Consider the following 19647-nt stretch of genomic DNA (forward strand, 5'->3'; position numbering starts at 1 on the left):
CTACCGAAACCTTTCCGGGGGGTGGCATCCGACTGGGCGCAGGGTTCTCGACACCGGGGCGACGGTGTCGGTTCTACTCCGGTTCGATCGCGTTCCGCTGCACCTGGGTCTCGACGTCGGTCAGGGACCGGCCCTCGTCGCGGGCGTACTCGCGCAGCGCGGTCTGCAGGTCCCGGGCCAGGTCCCGCCAGGCCCGTACGGCGGTCTCGTAGGTGTCCGCCTGGGCGGCGGTCAACTGGGCCTGGGCCGGGGGGCCGTAGGTGTCCCGCAGTTCCTGTACCTGGGTGTGGGCGGCGTCGGCCGCGCGCTGCTTGGCGACGAGTTCTTCGAAGGTGTGCGACACGGCATGGACCCTAGGCACGGCTCGCGCGCCGTGCCACCGCGACCTGCCGGGCGGGGCCCGCACCGGTACCCGTGTGGCGGTCAGTCGCCGAGCGCCAGCTCGGCCCACACCTGCTTGCCGCCGCCCGCCGGTACCGTCCCCCACGCCGCCGACATGGCCTCCACGAGCAGGATGCCCCGGCCGCCGGTGGCCTCCCAGCCGAGGCTGGTGGGTTTGACGGGGGTGCGCGGGGAGACATCGGCGACGGCGACGCGGAAGCGGTGGTTGACCAGCGTGAGGTCGAGGCGCACCTGGCCGTCGGTGTGCACGAGCGCGTTGGTGACCAGTTCGGAGACGACGAGCAGCACGGCGTCCCAGGTGTCGTCGGGCACTTCCCAGGAACGCAGGGTGCGCCGGGTGAAGCGGCGGGCGTGCCGCACCGCCTCGGGCACCCGCCACACGGTCCAGCTCTCCCGTCGCGGGCGTACGGCCATGCCGTCGTAGCGCAGGAGCAGCAGCGCCACGTCGTCGCCGCGGTGGGCGCCGCCGAGCAGGGCGTCGGCGACCTGGCCCGGACGGGCGGGGTCGGCGGCGGCCAGCTCGCGGGCCAGCCGGCTGAGGCCGGCGTCGATGTCCTCCTCGGCGGACTCGACGAGGCCGTCGGTGGTCAGCGCGAGCAGGGTGCCGGGCCGCAGCCGCAGCTCGGTCATCGGGAAGTCGGCCTGGGGCAGCACGCCGAGCGGGGGCCCGCCCGCGACCTCCACGACCTGTGTGCCGGCGTCCGGGTGACGCAGCACGGGCGGCAGGTGACCGGCCCGTACGCACCAGGCCGAGCCCTCCTCCATGTCGACGTCGACATAGGCGCAGGTGGCGAAGAGGTCCGTCTCCATCTCCATCAGGAGCCGGTTGGCGTGCGAGACGACCACGTCCGGCGGGTGGCCCTCGGCGGCGTAGGCGCGCAGCGCGGTGCGCATCTGGCCCATGAGGGTGGCGGCGCCCGCGTTGTGGCCCTGGACGTCGCCGATGACGAGGGCGACGTGGTTGTCGGGCAGCGGGATCACGTCGTACCAGTCGCCGCCGACCTCCAGGCCCGCGGTGGGGGGCAGATAGCGGGCGACGGCGACCCCGCCGGGCAGCCGGGGCAGCCGGCGCGGCAGCAGGGCGCGTTGCAGCATGCCGACCAGTTCGTGCTCCGCGTCGAAGGCGCGGGCGCGCATCAGGGCCTGGCCGGCCAGGCCCGCCGAAACGGTGAGCAGGGCGCGCTCGTCGGGGCCGAAGTCGTGGGGGCGGTCCCAGCCGATCAGGCAGGCGCCGACCGTGCGGCCGGCGGCGGACAGCGGCAGCACGGCCAGGCCGCCGGACCCGACCCCGGCGAGGGCCGGCTCCAGGGCGCTGCCCGCCGGCCAGATCCGGGCGCGGCCCTCGCGCAGGGCCGCGGCGAGGGTGGGCATGGAGCGCACCGGGGCGTCGGGCCACTCGGTGCGCCACTCGGTACGCCACAGCTCGGGCCAGGTCTCCGGTTCGGGCGGGTCGAGGACGATGACCACGAGCCGGTCGTTCTCCAGCTCGGCGAGGGCGATCCGGTCGGCCCGGAGCGGTTTGCGCAGGGCGGCCACTACGGCCTGGCTGACGTCCTTGACGGTGCCCGCGGTGGCGAGGGACGCGGCCAGGCGCTGTACGCGGGCCACATCGGTGACGTCGGAGCGGAGCGTGGAGGCGTCCGCGACGGTGCCGACGAGCCGGGCCGGGCGGCCGTCGCCGCCGGGCTGCAGCCGGCCGCGCAGCCGCAGCCACTTCGGCGGGCCGGAGGGCTGCAGGACGCGGAACTCCAGCTCGCGTTCGCCGAGCGACATATGGTCGGCCTCGACGACGGACATGAGCGAGGGCAGGTCCTCGGGCACGGTCAGGCCGAGCAGCGTCTCCACCTTGCCGTCGAACGTGCCGCGGCCGATACGGAACAGCTCCAGGATCCGCTCGCCGATCTCGATACGGCCGGTGTCCATGGCCAGGCTGAACGCGTCAGCGGGCAGTTCGCCGGTCTCCTCGGGCCGGGCCGCGTCCGGCAGCGGGACCGCGCCGGCGACGAGGGCGAGACAGGCGCGGTCCTCGCCGTCGAAGCCGTCGGGGTTGTCGGTCACGGCGAGCAGCACGCCGTCGCCGCCGTGCACCGGGAGTGCGGCCACGCAGAAGTCCGATGACGGGGTGCGGCGCGCCCTGGGCGAGCCGGCCAGTTCCTTGGGGCCGAGCCACTGCGGGTCTCCGGTGCGGTGCGCCTCGGCGGCCGGGGAGCGGCCGGGGACGGGATAGCCGTCGCGCAGTCCGTACAGGGTGCGCGGCAGTCCCGCCGACTCGGTGAGGCTGAGCAGGGTGCCGTCGTCACCGAGGGTGTACAGGCCGGCGAAGGCCGCGCCGGCGAGGACGAGGGCCTGTTCCAGGACGCGGCGGGGCCGGTCGGCGGTGCGGGGGTCGGCGGCGAGCGCTTCGAGGGCGGCTTCGGCACGTTCCGTCCTCGTCTTGCGTACCGCAGCGCCCTCACTGACCACGTCCGCCATTACAGCGCTTATGGGGCGTCCGCGCAGCCCCTGTGACCGCCCAGCGGCGGCGACGTCGCGCGGGTGAGCGTGGATCGCGTCGAAGGGGCCGGTGGAGGGCGGGTGCGTGGCTTCACAGGACCGGCCGAGGGGCGGCGGCGCACAGGTGCATACGGGGGCGTACGGCCCGGCGCTTTCGCACACCGCCGACCGCCGCCCCGCCCGCCCCGGCCGCCGTCGCCGTACGCCGTCGCCGTCCAGGTCTGCTCGCCGTACGCCGTAGCCGTCGCCGTACGCCATCGCCGTCGCCGTCGGGGTCTGCTCGCCGTACGCCGTTGCCGTCAGGCCGGGCCGTCGACACGTCCGCCATCGAGGTCACCGTCCCGGTCCAAGGTCCCGTCGGCCCTCGTCGCCGTCGCGCCCGGTGGCATCCGCACCGGCGGCCGGGGCTGCGGGTGGCCTCCGGCCGGCGTGGTAACCGGGGGTTTCACCGGCCCGGGGCCGGCCGTGGGCGGTGTTCGCCGTGCGGCGGGCGCCGCCACGAGGGAGCCTTGTGCCTGGGATGCGCGGCGCACCGCGCGAGGAGGTGGTCGCCGTGTCCGACCGGCAGACGCCCCCGCCGACCGCGGCCGATGCGCGGTCCGGCCGGCCGCTGCTGTCGCTGGCCCTGGCGGCGATGATGGAGCAGGTCGAGGCGCACTCCGGCGCGGTCTATCTGCTGGCCCCGGACGAGCCCGTGCTGGAGATGGCGGTGATGGCCGGGCTGCCGCGGGCGTTCGCGGCCCCGTGGGAGCGGATCGGACTGAGCGCACCGATCCCGGTGTCCGAGGCGGTCCGCGAGGGCCGGCTGGTCTGGGTGGGCGACGAGGAGGACATGGCACGCCGCTACCCCCGGGTCTCCGTGGTCCTCCCCTATCCTTTCGCGCTGGCCGCGCTGCCCCTGGCCACCGCCGGTGCCACCTATGGCGCGGTGTATGTGACCTGGCCGGGGACGCATCCGCCGGAACTGTCCGACCGGGAGCGCAACCATCTGACGCGGGCCTGCCACCTGCTCGCGGCACGCCTGGAGCAGGCCGCGCGGGAGCGCCGCGCCACGCCGCACGAGCCCGATCTGCCGGCGACCCCGGTGCCGGACGTGACGGGCACGCCGGGAAGCGTCGAGGCGGCCCGGATGGTGGCCCGGCTGCCGTACGGGCTGGTGTCGCTGGACCTGCACGGCCGGGTGGGCTTCGCCAACGCCGCGGCGGCCGAACTGCTCGGCGCCGCCGCCGAGGACCTGCTCGGCACCCATCTGTGGGCCTCGGTGCCCTGGCTGAACGATCCCGTCTACGAGGACCGCTACCGGGCGGCGCTGATCAGCCAGCGCACCACCTCGTTCGTGGCGCTGCGCCCGCCGGGCGACTGGCTGTCCTTCCGGCTGTACCCGAGCACGACCGGGCTGAGCGTGCGCATCGGCCGGGCCCGCGCGGTGGCGGAGATGGCGCAGCACGCGCCGCGCGCCGAGAGCCCGTCCCGGCTGGTCACCATCTCGCAGGTGCTGAGCCTTGCGGGCGCGCTGACCGAGGCGGTGGGTGTGCAGGACGTGGTGCAGCTCGTCGCGGACGAGATCTGCCCGGCTGTGGGCAGTCAGGCCCTTGTCCTGCTGGGCTCGCAGGGCGGGCGGCTGCATGTGCTGGGGCACCGCGGATACGCGGACGCGCAGGTCGTGGAGCGGTTCGACGGCCTGCCGCTGGTGGAACGCACGCCCGGAACGCATGTCCTGATGAGCGGGGTGCCGGCCTTCTTCGAGTCGCGGCAGCAGCTGGAGCACCTGTATCCGAACCGGCACGCGGCCCCGGACGGCTTCGCCGCCTGGGCCTATCTGCCGCTGATCGCGTCCGGGCGGCCGGTGGGCACCTGTGTGCTCGCCTACGCGCAGCCGCACGCCTTCCCCGCGGACGAGCGGGCCGTGCTGACCAGCCTGGGCGGGCTGATCGCGCAGGCCCTGGAGCGGGCCAGGCTCTACGACGCCAAGAACCAGCTGGCGCACGGGCTGCAGGCGGCCCTGCTGCCGCACTCGCTGGTCCGGCTGCCCGGCATCGAGGCGGCGGCCCGCTATCTGCCGGCCACTCAGGGCATGGAGATCGGCGGCGACTTCTACGACCTGGTGCCGACCCGGCCGTTCGCGGCGGCGGTCATCGGGGACGTCCAGGGCCACAATGTGACCGCGGCCGGGCTGATGGGGCAGATCCGTACCGGGGTGCGGGCGTTCACGACCGGGGGCCAGTCGCCCGCGGAGGTCATGAGCAGCACCAACCGGCTGCTGATCGACCTGGGGGCCGAGCTGTTCGCGAGCTGTCTCTATCTGCGGCTCGACCCGGTGCGCGGGCGGGCCGTGATGACGCGGGCGGGGCATCCGCCGCCGCTGCTGCGCCGGCCGGACGGCCGGGTGCGGGTCCTGGATCTGGCGGGCGGTCCGCTGCTGGGCATCGACGCGGCGGCGACGTATCCGGCCACGGAGGTCGGGCTCGCTCCCGGCTCGCTGCTGGCCCTCTACACCGACGGCCTGATCGAGTCGCCCGGCATCGACATCGAGGACGCGCTGGCCGACCTGGGAGAACTGCTGGCCACGGCGGGCAACCAGTCGCTGGAGTACCTGGCCGACGAGGTCGTGCGGCACAGCGTGGCGGCGCGCCGACGGGCCGACGACGTGGCGGTGCTGCTGCTGCGGGCGCGTGCGGACGGCTGAGCCGTGGCCGGGGCGCGACGCGGCCCGGCCCTCCCGCCGGAGGGCCGGGCCGTCCACCGTCGGCCGGAACCGCGGGTGAGGCCGATCAGTGGGTCCTGGAGCGGGACGCCCCGGAGTGCGCCCCGCTGCCGCTCTGATCGCCGGTGCCGTTGCCGCTCTGGTCGCCGTTGCCGCTCTGATCGCCGGTGCCGCTCTGGTCGCCCGCACCGGCCTGGTCGCCGCCCGCCTGGTCGCCCGCGCCGGACGGGTCTTCCGCCGACGCGGACGGATCTGCCGCCCCGCCGACCCCGTCGCCGCCCGCCTGGTCACCGGCACCGTTCTGGTCGCCGGCGCCCGCGTCGCCCGCGCCGAGTGTCGCGCCGGTCGCCTGGAGTGCGGTGGTCACCGGCTGGAAGAAGGTCTCCCCGCCGCTGGTGCAGTCGCCGCTGCCGCCGGAGGTGAGGCCGAGCGCGCTGCCGTCCTGGGTGAACAGCGGTCCGCCGCTGTCACCGGGTTCGGCGCACACGTCCGTCTGGATCAGCCCGGTGACGGTGTCCACACCGCTCGGGTCGGTCTCGCTCTGGAAGTTCACGGTCGCGTCGAGCCCCGTGACCGTGCCGTCGTTCAGACCGGTCGTCGAGCCCATCCGGAGCACCGCCTGGCCGACGGTGGCCTCGGCGGCCTGGCCGATCTGCACACTCTGCCCGTCTCCGACGTTGACCTCGCTGGGCGCCTGTGTGGTGGCGTCGTCGTAGGTGACCAGGGAGAAGTCGCCCTCGCCGGGGAAGGTGGCCTGGTCCACGGTGGCGATCGGCTGTCCGGTCTCGGAGTCGGACCAGGTCTCGGCGGCGACCCCGCAGTGACCGGCCGTCAGAAAGGCGGGGCTGCCGTCGGACGCGGTGACGTTGAAACCGAGTGAGCAGCGGACGGCGCCGCCCTGCACCTGGGAGAAGATGGCGTCGCCGCCCGAGACGAAGGTCTTGAAGGTGCCCGCGGACTTCTTGATGGTCGCCATGCCGGAACCGAGGCCCTGGACGGTCGACTCCAGCCTGTCCCAGTTGGCGCCGGTGACCGTGCTGTCGGCGGTGACCAGGATCCGGTTGGTCCGCGGGTCGACGGCCCAGGAGGTGCCGGGGATGGTCGCCTCGGTCCGCAGCGTCCGTGCGGCGGACGTCAGTTCGGCGGTGCTGTTGTCGACCTGGCGGACGACCGCGCCAGCCTGCTCCGCCCGGAGCGTCGCGTTGTCGTCGCCGCCGGCCACGTTGACGACGAGTTGCCGGCTGCCGCTGTCGTAGTAGGAGCCGGCGAAGGCGTCGCCGAGCAGGCCGCGCACCTGCGCGGCGAGATCCGAGGCGTCGTTCGCCCGCAGGGTCCTGGGGGCCGCGTCGGCCGCCTTCTCGTCCTGGGACGCGTTGGCGTTGGGCAGCAGCAGGGCCGCGGCACCGAGCGCCGCGACACCACCCACCGCGATCGCGGCCTTACGCTTCGGAATTCGCTTGTGACTCAACCTTCTCGACCTCCTGGGGACGGGGTCTCTGCCGCTGTCGGGCAGTTGATCGGGGGCGTGCCTGGCTGGCCCTAGGTACGGACGGGTCGTGCGGGGCGTTCAATCACGTCGGCCAACTCGCCGTGGGCACAGGCGAATCGGCCACGCCGTGGGTGCCGCCGGGCGGGCCGGGGACCATTCCCCCATATGGCGATGACCACCGCCGAAGCCGACAAGATCCGCTCCCTCGGCTTCGGGCCCCGGGTGCTCGCTCCCGGGCTGTCCGTGGCGGCGGTCGGCGAGGACCGTGCCGCCCCGCGTCCGCCCTGGCCGGGGCGGCCGGCCCGGAGGGCGGCGGGCTGTCGGGGCAGGCGCTGACGGCCGCCGCCGGCACCGCGGCGGTGATCGCCGTAGCGGCGGCGCGCGGCGCCTTCGTGCCGATGACGACGGTGCGACGGTCGACGTCCTCACAGCGGGCGGTGACGGGTTCGGATGTCCTGATCGAGGCGGTGCTCACCGAGCCGGGCCGCCCAACGGCGTTCGCGGACATCACGCTGACCGAGGGCTCGGGCGCGCTCGCGGCCCTGGCGAGCACGGTGTACACGCTGGTGGACCGAGCCGGCCGACACGCTCCGCACCGAGTTGATCACCGAACGTTCCGAACGGGTGGCGGAATACCCGGTTCAGCGAATCTGCACATCGATTGCCCAAGCGGGTCACGGGAGGCGGCGCATCTGCACAACCGTGCGCCCCCTTCCGCGTCTTTGGCGCGGAGTGCCGGATTCCGCTCGGCGGTGGCAAGCGTTCGTGTGCGCCGATGCCGTGCCGCATGTGAAGGAGTCGCCGACAAGCCGTGCGCACGCCTGCACCGCAGATGCCCCGCCACCGCCCAAGTGCCCAGGTGAGGGCGGTGATTGATTGGAAGGGCGAGCCGCGTGCGTGCTTTGATCCAACGCACCGCGGGGCCCTGCGGGGCTCCCGGAGACGGGCGCCCGGCGCCCGCGGCCCGCGGCCGTCCCCAGAGGGGACCGCTCTCCCCCTTGTGAATATCCATACGAAGGGAAGTTCCGATATGAACTCCACCCCCCAGGTCGAGACCGCCGAGATCTCCGACGCCGAGCTGGACAACGTCTCCGGTGGCCTCTTGCTGAACGCCGTCGGCACCGTCACCGGCCTGGTGGACGGCGTCGCTCCGGTTTCCGGTCTGGTCAACACCGCCGTGGGCACCGCCGAGGGTGTCACCGGTCTGAACACCCAGCCGGTCACCGGCCTGGTCGCCGGTCTCTGATCGCACCTCGTTGCCGTCGAGTCCCGGAGCCGTCCATCAGCTCCGGGACTCTCCGGCATTGTGTCCTCCGCCGTGACCAAGTCGCCTCGCACGTGAGGGAAGTTCCGTGCAGTTCCGCCAACAGGCCCTCGCCAGGCTCCAGTCACCGCAGGAGCTGGACCTTCCGGTGCGCCTCGCCCGCCCGCAGGGCTGGCTCGCGCTGTCCGTCACACTCGTCGTGCTGGCGGCCGCCGCCGTGTGGGCGGTGACCGGTTCGGTCGCCTCCACTCTCGACGCGCCCGCCATCCTCACGCACGGGCAGGGCAGTTACCTCCTGCAGAGCCCGGTCGCGGGACAGATCACCGCCGTTCTCGCCCGGCAGGGCGAGCGGCTGCCCGCCGACGCACCCGTGCTGAAGGTCCGTACGGGCAAGGGCGACTCGGTCGTGCGCACGGTCGCACCCGGCCGGGTCACCGCGCTCTCCGCCACCATCGGGCAGATCATCGGCACCGGCGCGAACGTCGCCGCCGTGGAGAAGGTCGCCCACGCCTCGGACCCGCTGTACGCGACGGTGTACGTGCCCGCCGAGAACGCCGTCGCCATCCCGGCGCACGCCCCCGTCGACCTGACCGTGTCGTCGGTGCCCACGCAGGAGTACGGGGTGCTGCGCGGCCGGGTGAAATCGGTGGACCGCACCGCCCAGTCCGCGCAGTCGATCGCGGCGTTCCTCGGCGACAGTCAGCTGGGCGAGCAGTTCACCCGTGCGGGCCGCCCGGTGGCCGTCCTGGTGACGCTCGACAAGTCGGCGACGAAGAGCGGCCTTCGGTGGTCCACGGCCGGCGGGCCGCCGTTCGGGCTCGACTCCATGACCCTCGCCTCCGCCTCGGTCAAGCTGGCCGACCAGCGTCCCGTCGATTGGCTGCTGCCGTGAGCACGACACAGGAAACCCATGGCCGCCGACGGGCCGCTCCGGCGAAGCGGCCGGTGCCCAAGCCCCGTGGCGGCACGGTCCGCACCCCCACGGTGCTCCAGATGGAGGCCGTCGAGTGTGGCGCCGCCTCCCTTGCGATGGTCCTCGGCCACTACGGCCGGCATGTGCCGTTGGAGGAGCTGCGCATCGCCTGCGGTGTCTCCCGTGACGGCTCCCGCGCCTCCAATCTGCTGAAGGCGGCCCGCGGTTACGGCCTGACGGCCAAGGGCATGCAGATGGACCTGGCCGCCCTCGCCCAGGTCGCGGCCCCGGCGGTCCTGTTCTGGGAGTTCAACCACTACGTCGTCTACGACGGCATGGGCCGCCGCTTCGGCCGGCGCGGGGTGTACATCAACGACCCCGGCAAGGGCCGCCGGTTCGTGCCCATGGAGGAGTTCGACAGCGGCTTCACCGGCGTGGTGCTGGTGATGGAACCGGGCGACGGCTTCAGCAGAGGCGGGCGCCGGCCGGGCGTGCTCGGCGCGATGCCGGCCCGGCTGCGCGGCACCGCGGGCACCCTGCCCGCCGCCGTCCTGGCCAGCCTGCTGCTGGTCGCGGTCGGCGCGGCCGTGCCCGCGCTCAGCCGCACCTACATCGACATGTTCCTCATCGGCGGCCAGACCTCGCTGCTCGGCGTGCTGTTCGCCTCGATGGCCACCTGTGTGCTGCTCACCCTGGTGCTGACCTGGCTCCAGCAGGCCAACCTGCTGCACGGCCGGATCATCTCCTCCACCCTGTCCAGCGCCCGTTTCCTGCGCCATCTGCTGCGGCTGCCGGTCACGTTCTTCTCCCAGCGCTCCCCCGCCGACCTGGTGCAGCGGCTGCAGTCCAACGACCAGGTCGCCGAGACCCTCGCCCGCGACCTGGCGGCGGCGGGCGTGGACGCCGTCGTGGTCCTGCTGTACGCCGTGCTGCTCTACACCTACGACCCGCAGCTGACGTTCGTCGGCATCGGGGTGGCGCTGCTCAACGTGGCGGCCATGCGGCTGGTCGTACAGCTGCGGGCGACCCGCACGGCGAAGCTGCGGGCGGACACCGCACGGCTGACCACCACGTCGTACACCGGGTTGCAGCTGATCGAGACGATGAAGGCGACCGGCGGCGAGGACGGCTACTTCCGCAAGTGGGCCGGGCAGCACGCCACCACGCTGGAGGAGCAGCAGCGGCTCGGGGTGCCGAGCGCGTGGCTCGGTGTGGTCGCGCCGACGCTCGCCACGTTCAACAGCGCGCTGATCCTGTGGATCGGCGGTCTGCGGGCGGTGGAGGGCCATATCTCGGTCGGTCTGCTGGTCGCGTTCCAGGCGCTGGTGGCCCGTTTCACGGCTCCGCTGACCCGGCTCAACGGGGTGGCGGGCCGTATCCAGGACTTCGCGGCGGACGTGGCCCGGCTGAAGGACGTGGAGAACTTCCAGGCCGATCCGCGCTATGCCCGGCCCGGCTCCGGCGACTCGACGCGCCGGCTGCGCGGGCACGTCGAACTGGAGAATGTGACGTTCGGCTACAGCCCGCTGGACAAGCCGCTGCTGAACGGATTCGACCTGGCCGTGGGCCCGGGACAGCAGGTGGCGCTGGTGGGCGGCTCCGGCAGCGGCAAGTCCACCGTCTCCCGGCTGATCTCGGGCCTGTACACCCCGTGGGACGGGGTGATCCGCATCGACGGCCGCCGGCTTGAGGACATTCCGCGCGGCGCGCTGGCCTCCTCGGTCTCCTTCGTGGACCAGGACGTCTTCCTCTTCGAGGGCTCGGTCCGCGACAACGTGGCCCTGTGGGACCCCTCGATCCCGGACGAGGCCGTGGTGGAGGCGCTGAAGGACGCGGCGCTGTACGACATGGTGCAGCGCCGGCCGGGCGGCATCCACGGCAGGGTCGAGCAGGACGGCCACAACTTCTCCGGCGGGCAGCGCCAACGCCTGGAGATCGCACGGGCGTTGGTGCGCCGGCCCAGCGTCCTGGTGCTGGACGAGGTGACCAGCGCGCTGGACGCGGAGACCGAGCTGGTCGTGATGGACAACCTGCGCCGGCGCGGCTGTGCCTGCGTGGTGATCGCACACCGGCTGAGCACGGTCCGCGACAGCGACGAGATCGTGGTGCTCCGGCACGGCACGGTCGTCGAGCGCGGACGGCACGAGGAACTGGTGGCGCGCGGCGGCACCTATGCGGCACTGGTCAGGGAGCGCTGAGATGACCACGGTTCAGGAGGGGTACGACGGCGATCTCGTCCTCGGCGCGCTCGGCTCGCTGGGCACGCGTGTGGACTGCGCCGGCTTCAACCGCGTCGACCTGGACGGCCCGCAGGTGCTGTGGCTGGTCGCGGCCGGCGCCCTGGACCTGTTCGCGGTGGACGCCGCCCAGCAGGGCCACTGGCACCACCTCGGCCGGCTGGAGGCGGGCGCGCTGCTGCTCGGCCCGGTCACCGGCCCCCAGCACACCCTGGTGGCCCGCCCGGTGCGGGACTGTGTGGTGCACCGCATCGGCCTGCGCGAGCTGTACCAGCCTGCGCACACCCAGACCTGGTCGTACGACGAGTACGGCACCCCGCAGTACGTCCCGCCCGCCACCAGCCCGCTGGAGTACGCGGTCGCGCTCGGCGTGGGCCGCGGGCTGTCCGTCCTCTTCCAGGCCCCGATGGCCGAGGACCGCTCTCAGCCGCCCGGCGACGACGATGTCTTCTGGATGCAGGTGCCGCCGGGCAGCGTCCAGTACGGCTCGCTCTACGGTGCGCAGGCCGCCGCCGATCTGCTGATGGACCCGGCGCTGTGGCAGTCCATGGTGGACCAGCAGTACCGGCTGCTGACCGCGCTGGACCGCTGGATCGAGCAGGTGGAGCGCACCCATGAGTCCCGTGCGGCGGCCGGTATCAAGGCCGGTGAGGAGGTCCGCGCCCAGGCCGACCGGACGCTGCTCGCCGCCATCGGCAGGCGCTCGGCGCGCCGGAGCACGGCCGCCGACGCGGATGCCGGGTACGCGGCCTGCAAGCTGGTCGCCGAGGCGGCCGGGATCAGGCTCGCCGAGCCCGCGCGGGGCGGCACCGAGAACGAACGCCTCGACCCGGTGGAGCGGGTGGCCCTCGCCTCCCGGGTGCGCACCCGCACCGTGCGGCTCCAGGGGCGCTGGTGGCGGGAGAACGTGGGCCCGCTGGTCGGGCACCGGGCGCTGTCCGGGGCGCCGGTCGCGCTGCTGTGGCGGCGCGGCGGCTATGTGGCCGTGCATCCCGGTACCGGGCGCGAGACGCCGGTCGAGAAGGCGAACGCCGAGGAGTTCGAGCCGCGTGCGGTGATGTTCTACCGGCCGCTGCCCGACAAGGGTCTTACGCCGCTCGGCCTGCTGCGGTTCAGCCTGCACGGCACCCACGGCGACCTGCTCGGTCTGCTCCTCGCGGGGCTGGTGACGGTGGCCATCGGCGCGCTGGTGCCGGTCGCGACCGGCAAGGTGCTCGGCGCGTATGTGCCGAAGGCGCAGACGGGCCTGATCGTCCAGGTCTGTCTGGCCGTGATGGTCAGCGGTGTGGTGGCGGCGGCGTTCACGCTGCTGCAGAACCTGTCCATCCTGCGCCTTGAGGGCCGGATCGAGGCCGCGCTCCAACCGGCCGTGTGGGACCGGCTGTTGCGGTTGCCGACCCGGTTCTTCACCCAGCGCTCCACCGGTGAACTGGCCGGCGCCGCGATGGGCGTCAGCGCGATCCGCCGGCTGCTGGCGGGCGTCGGCCCGGTGGTCGCGCAGTCGGTGACCGTCGGTGCGATGAACCTGGGCCTGCTGTTCTGGTACAGCCCGTCGATGGCTTTGGCGGCGCTCGGCATGCTGGTCGTCGTCGCGGCCGTGTTCCTGGGGCTCGGGCTGTGGCAGGTGCGCTGGCAGCGGCGGCTGGTGGTGCTCGGCAACAAGCTGAACAACCAGGCGTTCCAGACCCTGCGCGGCCTGCCCAAGCTGCGGGTGGCGGCGGCCGAGAACTACGCGTACGCCGCCTGGGCGCGGGAGTTCGCGCGCAGCCGGGAACTCCAGCAGAGGGCCGGCCGGATCAAGAACCTCACGACGGTGCTGGGCGCGGTCTATCTGCCGGCGTGCACGCTGCTGATGTTCATGCTGCTGGCGGGCCCGGCGCAGGGCACGATGTCGGCGGCGGACTTCCTCACCTTCAACACCTCGGTGACGATGGTGCTCACCTCGGTCACCCAGCTGACCGGCTCCTTCGTCTCGGCGGTGGCCGCGCTGCCCCTGTTCGAGCAGATCAAGCCGGTCTTCGAGGAGATACCCGAGGTGCGCTCGGCGAGCACCCGGCCGGGCCCGCTGTCGGGTGCCCTGGAGGCCCGTCGGCTCTCCTTCCGGTACGCCGACGACGGGCCGCTGGTCCTCGACGATGTGTCCTTCGAGGTGCGGCCGGGCGAGTTCGTGGCGATCGTCGGCCCGAGCGGTTGCGGCAAGTCCACCCTGCTGAGGCTGCTGATCGGGTTCGACCGGCCGGTCTCGGGCAGTGTGCTGTACGACGGGCAGGACCTGGCGGCGCTCGACCGGTCGGCCGTGCGCCGCCAGTGCGGGGTGGTCCTCCAGCACGCCCAGCCGTTCACCGGGTCGATCCTGGACGTCATCTGCGGTGCCGAGCCGTACACCCCGAAGGAGGCGATGGCGGCGGCCGAGCTGGCGGGGCTCGCCGAGGACATCGAGCGGATGCCGATGGGCCTGCACACGATCGTCTCCGGCGGCGGCGCGGTCTCCGGCGGTCAGCGGCAGCGGCTGATGATCGCCCAGGCCCTGATCCGGCGCCCGCGCATCCTGTTCTTCGACGAGGCGACCAGCGCCCTGGACAATGACACCCAGCGCACGGTCATCGAGAGCACGCGCAAGCTGAACGCCACCCGGATCGTGATCGCCCATCGGCTGTCGACGGTGCTGGACGCGGACCGGATCGTCGTGATGGAGGACGGCCGGATCACCCAGCAGGGCCCGCCCGCCGAGTTGTTGGCCGACACCGGGGGGCGGCTGCACGAGCTGGTGCGGCGGCAGCTGGCGTGAGGGGTCACTCCAGGCCGGGCACGGGCGCGCCGGAGGGCAGGCCGGCGGCGAGGTAGCCGGCGTAGTACTCCTTCCAGGGCGCGTCGGCGCCGGCGTGCGGCCCGGTGAAGGCTTCGCCGCGGGCCATCGCGTCCAGGGCGGCGAGACACACCTCCCAGCCCGCGGCGTTGCGGGCGGCCGCGTTCCGCTCGCCGATGACGTCGGTGAGGGTGAACCGGGTGCGCCGGCCGGCGATCTCCGCCAGGTCGAAGCGCAGTTCGTCGCCGCCCCAGTCGAAGGAGAGGTGCCGGGGCGGGTCGACGGCGAGCACCCGGCCGGTGGACTCCGGCAGGTGCGGATCGCCGCTGAAGCGGATGGTGCCGCCGGGCCGTGGGTCAATCTCGGCGTGGGACGGGAACCACTGGGCCATGTCCCGGGGCTCGGTCACGAACCGCCAGACGCGGTCGACGGGGTGGTCGTAGGTGCGGCTGAAGCGGACGGCGGGGCGACCGTCGTCCAAGGTCACATAGGTTCCGGTGAGTTGGACGGACATGGGGATCAGTCCTTCGGGCTGGAGGGTTGCGTGCTGTCGTGCGACGCCTCGCCGAGCCGGCGGCCCAGGGCTCGGACCACACGCCTCCACGATCTCCCCTACCGGCCGTGGGCGCTTCGCAAGGAGGGCGACGAGCCAGCGAAACTTTACCGTTTCGCACACGGTGGTCTATGCTCCAGGTGTACGAAACAGTTTCGTTTAACCCTTCTTTACCCAAGCCCCGCGACTTTCCCGGAGTGGTTCCCGATGCCCCAGAAAGCCCTGCCCGACGACGCTGTCACGGGCGCCGCGGCGCCGCCCGCGACGTCATCCGCACGGCGCTGGTGGATCCTCGCGATCGTCGCCGTCGCTCAGCTGATGGTGGTGCTCGACGCCACGATCGTGAACATAGCGCTGCCGTCCGCACAGGCGGACCTCGGCTTCTCCGACGGCAACCGGCAGTGGATCGTCACCGCGTACGCGCTGGCCTTCGCCTCGCTGCTGCTGCTCGGCGGGCGCATCGCCGACCTGTTCGGCCGCAAGCCGGCCTTTCTCGTCGGCGTCGTCGGCTTCGCCGCCGTCTCCGCGCTCGGCGGCGCCGCGAACGGCTTCGCCATGCTGGTCACCGCGCGCGCCCTCCAGGGTGCCTTCGGCGCGCTGCTCGCGCCGGCCGCGCTGTCGCTGCTGAACACCACGTTCACCGACGCCCGGGAACGGGCCCGGGCGTTCAGTGTGTACGGCGCCATCGCCGGAGCCGGCGGTGCCGTCGGGCTGCTGCTCGGCGGTGTCCTCACGGACGCGCTCGACTGGCGCTGGACGCTGTACGTCAACGTGGCCATCGCGGTGATCGCCTTCGTCGGCGGCTCCATGCTGCTGACCAACCACCGGGACGCCGCGAACTCCAAGCTCGACGTGCCGGGCACGATCCTGGTCGCCACCGGTCTCTTCTCCATGGTCTACGGCTTCTCCAACGCCGAGACACACGACTGGGGCTCGCCGCTGACCTGGGGCTTCCTGATAGCGGGCGGTCTGCTGCTGGCCGCGTTCGCCTGGTGGCAGACCCGGGCCGCGCACCCGCTGCTGCCGCTGCGCATCCTGCTCGACCGTGGCCGGGCCGCCTCCTTCATCTCGGTGCTGATCACCGGCGCGGGCATGTTCGGTGTGTTCCTCTTCCTCACCTACTACCTGCAGCTCAACCTCGGCTTCAGCCCGACGAAGACGGGTGTGGCGTTCCTGCCGATGGTGGGCGCCCTGATGGTGGCCGCCCAGGTCGGCTCCACGGTGCTGCTGCCCCGGATCGGGCCCAAGGCCGTCATCTCCGCGGGCTTCGCCGTCGCCGCCGTGGGCATGGCCTGGCTGACCGGCATCGGCATCGGCTCCGCCTACACCTCCACGGTGCTGCCGCAGCTGATCGTGACCGGTGCGGGCCTCGGCCTGGTCATGCCGCCCGCCATGCAGCTGGCCACCGGCGGGGTCGCCGCCGAGGACGCGGGCGTGGCCTCGGCGACCGTCAACGCCATGCAGCAGGTGGGCGGTTCGATCGGTACGGCCCTGCTGAACACGCTCGCCGCGAGCGCCGCCACCGACTATCTGGCCGGCCGGGACGCCACCAGCAAGGTGGTCCAGGCACAGGCGACCATCGAGAGCTACACCACCGCGTTCTGGTGGTCGGCGGGCCTCTTCGCCGCGGGCGCGCTCATCGCGCTGGTCATGTTCCGCCGCGGAACGCCCCAGCAGGACGCCACGGCGACACCGGTCGTCCACATGTGACCACCCTCCACAGCAGCACTGACCGACCCCCGGACCGAGGGGCCACCGCCCACAGGGAGCCGGCGGCCCCTCGCAGCAGAGTCCGGCAGAGGCACCCCGTGGCTCATATGACCCAGGGGACAGCGGACAGCCCCACACCATCCGCCACCCCGCGGCGGAATCACCGGGCCGCGCTCCGGGCCCCACGCTCCCCGAGCGCGGGCCCCGGCGGCCGACGACCCCCGTCTCTCAGCACACTGACCGACCCCCAGGCCAAGGGACCACCGTCCGACAACACCCCGACGCAGACCGACGGAGGCATCCCGTGGGTCATGAGGTCCCGGGGGTGGCGGACAGCCCCACACCGCCCGCCACCCCCGGGGCGGGACCACCGGGCCGTGCTCCGAAACCCACGCCCCCTGCGCGCGAGCCCAATTCCCTGGCACGGCCAGCGGCGGCCCTGGTCTCTCAGATGGTCCCGGGGGCGGCGGGCGGCCCCACACCGGCCGCCGGCCCCGGGGCGGGATCGCCGGGCCGCACTTCGGAGTCCGCGCTCCCCGTGCGCGGGCCCGCTCCGGCGGGCGCGGCGGGCGGCGATCCCGGTCTCTCAGAACGCGAAGACGCCGACCCCGTGGGCGTTCTTCACGCACGCGTTGGCGAAGGTGCGCTCGTAGGAGACGCGTAGGCCCTGCCAGACGCCCTCGGCCGTGACGACCACCGGGTCGTACTCCCTGGTGCACACCACGTCCTCGCGCCGCGTCAGGGCTTCGAAGTCACCGTCGGCGAGCCGCAGTTCGGCGCAGGCCAGGGCCGCGGCCGGGTGGCTGCCGGACGGTGCCGGGGCACAGGAGAGGGTGACGGCCCGCTCCGGGGCGGCAAGGGCCGCGCTGTCGCCACGGCCGACGGTGAGCACCAGGGCCGAGGGTGCGTACAGCGACGACGGGGTGGGGCCGGGAGAGGCGACGGCGGTCCCGGTCAGGGTTCCGCAGACGGCGACGGCCGTGAGGCCGAGGGTCACTGCCCGGCGCGCGGTGTTCCGCATTGTGTGCATCCTTCCGCTCGATTCGACGAGGTGCCGTCCGGCCCGGTCGGGTGCCGCGACGGCGAGCGCGAGTCTGCCGAGTCCGCCGCCGGAACTCACATCCGACCCATGACTTTCAGTAACCTTGCGTATTGAATCAGTGGCGGGAAGTGACGGGGTGGAGGCCGTGCGGGCCAGTAACCCGGCGGTCCTTGATCGGCGTCCGCGTCCGGCTGGCCGGATTGGGGTGCCCCCGCAATCGGCCTGAAACATTCCGGTTTTCCGCTCTGGGCGGACCTCTCCGTCGGGCCCTTGCGTTCGCAACCGGGCGGAGTAAACGTCATTCATGATTACGGAAGAACAGCTGGAGAAGCTGCGCGGCTGGTTCGCCGGCCGCGTCCCCGAGGATCTCTTCACGGAACTGGTCGAGGTGACCGCCGACCGCGAGGAGATCACCGTCATCGGACGCATCCCCGAGCCCCGGCTCGCCGAGGGCACCGCGGACGCCGAACGGGCGGCGGCCGCAGCGGGCCGCATCCAGGAGTTCCGGGAACGCACCCGCGAGGCCCGGGTGGCGGTGGCCGGCGAGGCCGAGCACCGGTTCGGCAGGAAGGTGTCCTGGGGCGTGGAGTGCGGCGGCCGGCGGGCCCTGTTCACCCATGTCGCCGCGCCGGTGATGACCCGGCTGCGGCAACCCGAGCGGCAGGTCCTCGACACCCTCATCGCCGCGGGCGTGGCCCGCAGCCGCAGCGACGCCCTCGCCTGGTGCGTGCGCCTGGTCCAGCGTCACACCGACGACTGGCTCACCGAACTGCGCGCGTCGCTGGAGCACGTCCAGCGGGTGCGGGCGCAGGGACCCGACGCCGAGGAGGTGCACGGTGCGCCCGGCGCCGACACGGACGAAGGATGAGACGTCCGCGCCGAACAGCGGCCGGAGCCGGATGGCCGGAACCGACTGAAACCGGCCGTTACCCGCGAGCATCGTCGGCATGACGCGGGTTCGGCGACGCGAGGCGACGAGAGGCGGGGTGGACGGATGGCGCGGCACTGGGCCGACTTCCAGTACGAGATCCATCTGAACGAAATGACGGGGGCCGCGCCCCGGCTGCCCACCGATCGGCCGACCTGGACGGGCAGCCGGGCGTCGAGGGTGTGATCCGCTGCCTGCTCGCGGAGTTCGACCTGACCCTCCCCTGCCCGGCCATGCCACGCCCGGCACGCTCGGCGCCGCCGACCTCGTCGAACCCCCCGCCTGACCGGCTCGCTCACGACCGTCGCGGAAGACGGCCGTTGCCCCGGCGGACCAGAAGTCCGCCGGGGGCGTGCGCGCCCGCCGGTCGCCCTAGTCCACGGCGGGCCGGTCCGGCAGTCGGGCCGGACGGGCCGTGGGGGCGCCGGTGCCGGTGATCGACAGGGAGCCGGGGGTGGCCGAGGGCGGATCGGTGAGCCAGCGCTGGCCGTCGGAGCCGTCACGGACCTTGACGACGAGGTCGGCGGCCGGGTCGGCGGCGCTCGGGGCGAGCGCCAGGGTCTCGTCCCAGCGGGGCAGCAACTCGCCCTGGACGGTGAGGTCGTAGCGCACATCGGCGCCCCGCGCGCCCGTGGCCGGGGCGCAGGAGCCGAGGATGACCACGCCGGCGTCCGCGTGCGAGTCCAGGCACAGCCCGGCGTCGGCCGCGCTGCGCAGCAGCCCGTCGTTGTCGTACGTCCACTGCTGACTCCACGCCGGGGAGCACGCCGCGAGGACGACACCGGCCCCGGCCCGCGGCCTGCCCTTGATGTCGAGGCACAGGTCGGCCGCCGCGTTGCGCAGCCGGGTCTGGCCGAGCGCGCCGGGCCTTGACGGGGCGGACGACGTGGGCGGGGACGCGGCGTCCCGGCCCGGCAGTGTGCCCCGGGCACCGGAGGCGCTGGTGGAGGCGACCGGTTCGGAGCCGTCGCCGCCGTCCGGCCACAGGGCGACCGCGAGCACGCCGGCGAGCAGCCCGACCCCGGCGATACCGACGCCGGTGAGCAGGGTCCTCGGCGACCGGCTCGCCAGCCGGGCGGCGCGCCGCGCGGGCGCCGGTATCCGGT

The 19647-nt window shown here is 73.5% G+C and carries 13 protein-coding genes and 2 pseudogenes; 9 read left to right on the top strand and 6 right to left on the bottom strand.

The features are described from left to right. Positions 1–73: 73 nt before the first annotated feature. On the bottom strand, positions 74–343 hold the full coding sequence (locus tag ABT245_RS32995) for a hypothetical protein (protein WP_351740813.1): 270 nt from the start codon (positions 341–343) through the stop codon (positions 74–76). An 80-nt stretch (positions 344–423) separates the two neighbouring features. Further along, positions 424–2874 (bottom strand): SpoIIE family protein phosphatase, encoded by a 2451-nt coding sequence (locus ABT245_RS33000; RefSeq protein ID WP_351740816.1) that lies wholly within the window; start codon positions 2872–2874, stop codon positions 424–426. A gap of 541 nt (positions 2875–3415) precedes the next feature. On the opposite strand from ABT245_RS33000, the gene ABT245_RS33005 reads away from it, so the two are divergent. Then, positions 3416–5581, top strand: a complete 2166-nt coding sequence (locus ABT245_RS33005; RefSeq protein ID WP_351740818.1) for a PP2C family protein-serine/threonine phosphatase — start codon at positions 3416–3418, stop codon at positions 5579–5581. An 85-nt stretch (positions 5582–5666) separates the two neighbouring features. On the opposite strand, the gene ABT245_RS33010 is transcribed toward ABT245_RS33005, so the two are convergent. Continuing rightward, a complete protein-coding gene (locus tag ABT245_RS33010; RefSeq protein ID WP_351740821.1) occupies positions 5667–7067 on the bottom strand; it encodes a S1 family peptidase in 1401 nt (466 codons plus the stop codon). A 186-nt stretch (positions 7068–7253) separates the two neighbouring features. Here ABT245_RS33010 and ABT245_RS33015 point away from each other — a divergent pair. The 5 genes and pseudogenes from ABT245_RS33015 to ABT245_RS33035 all read left to right on the top strand — a co-directional run. Continuing rightward, a pseudogene (locus ABT245_RS33015) lies at positions 7254–7657 on the top strand (thioesterase); the annotation flags it as partial. A 461-nt stretch (positions 7658–8118) separates the two neighbouring features. Next, entirely contained in the window at positions 8119–8334 is a 216-nt protein-coding gene (locus tag ABT245_RS33020; RefSeq protein WP_351740824.1) for a type A2 lantipeptide, read from the top strand. A 106-nt stretch (positions 8335–8440) separates the two neighbouring features. Beyond that, positions 8441–9244, top strand: coding sequence for an HlyD family efflux transporter periplasmic adaptor subunit (locus ABT245_RS33025; protein WP_351740826.1), 804 nt, complete (start codon positions 8441–8443; stop codon positions 9242–9244). Further along, positions 9241–11463, top strand: coding sequence for an NHLP family bacteriocin export ABC transporter peptidase/permease/ATPase subunit (locus ABT245_RS33030; RefSeq protein ID WP_351740829.1), 2223 nt, complete (start codon positions 9241–9243; stop codon positions 11461–11463). The genes ABT245_RS33025 and ABT245_RS33030 overlap by 4 nt, the downstream gene beginning before the upstream one ends. Position 11464: 1 nt before the next feature. Continuing rightward, positions 11465–14290 carry an NHLP bacteriocin export ABC transporter permease/ATPase subunit gene (locus ABT245_RS33035; RefSeq protein WP_351740832.1) on the top strand — a complete coding sequence of 942 codons (2826 nt, stop codon included), beginning with the start codon at positions 11465–11467 and terminating at the stop codon, positions 14288–14290. A 4-nt stretch (positions 14291–14294) separates the two neighbouring features. Here the strand turns inward: ABT245_RS33035 and ABT245_RS33040 are convergent, their stop codons facing one another. Continuing rightward, positions 14295–14822: an SRPBCC family protein gene (locus ABT245_RS33040; protein ID WP_351740834.1), complete on the bottom strand. Its 528-nt coding sequence runs from the start codon at positions 14820–14822 to the stop codon at positions 14295–14297. 246 nt (positions 14823–15068) lie between these two features. On the opposite strand from ABT245_RS33040, the gene ABT245_RS33045 reads away from it, so the two are divergent. Continuing rightward, positions 15069–16571, top strand: a complete 1503-nt coding sequence (locus ABT245_RS33045; RefSeq protein ID WP_351740837.1) for an MFS transporter — start codon at positions 15069–15071, stop codon at positions 16569–16571. A gap of 586 nt (positions 16572–17157) precedes the next feature. Here ABT245_RS33045 and ABT245_RS33050 read toward each other — a convergent pair. Then, positions 17158–17592 carry a subtilase-type protease inhibitor gene (locus tag ABT245_RS33050; RefSeq protein ID WP_351740840.1) on the bottom strand — a complete coding sequence of 145 codons (435 nt, stop codon included), beginning with the start codon at positions 17590–17592 and terminating at the stop codon, positions 17158–17160. Between the two features lie 325 nt (positions 17593–17917). On the opposite strand from ABT245_RS33050, the gene abmR reads away from it, so the two are divergent. Together abmR and ABT245_RS46275 are read left to right on the top strand one after the other, a co-directional pair. Next, entirely contained in the window at positions 17918–18481 is a 564-nt protein-coding gene (abmR, locus tag ABT245_RS33055) for an ATP-binding transcription factor AbmR (RefSeq protein ID WP_351740842.1), read from the top strand. 215 nt (positions 18482–18696) lie between these two features. Then, positions 18697–18827 (top strand): annotated as a pseudogene (locus ABT245_RS46275) (alpha-hydroxy-acid oxidizing protein); the annotation flags it as partial. Between the two features lie 86 nt (positions 18828–18913). Here ABT245_RS46275 and ABT245_RS33060 read toward each other — a convergent pair. Continuing rightward, the coding region (locus tag ABT245_RS33060; RefSeq protein WP_351740844.1) for an RICIN domain-containing protein at positions 18914–19647 on the bottom strand (734 nt) is incomplete at its 5' end.

The organism is Streptomyces sp. NPDC001508 (assembly GCF_040298665.1).
Lineage (GTDB): Bacteria > Actinomycetota > Actinomycetes > Streptomycetales > Streptomycetaceae > Streptomyces.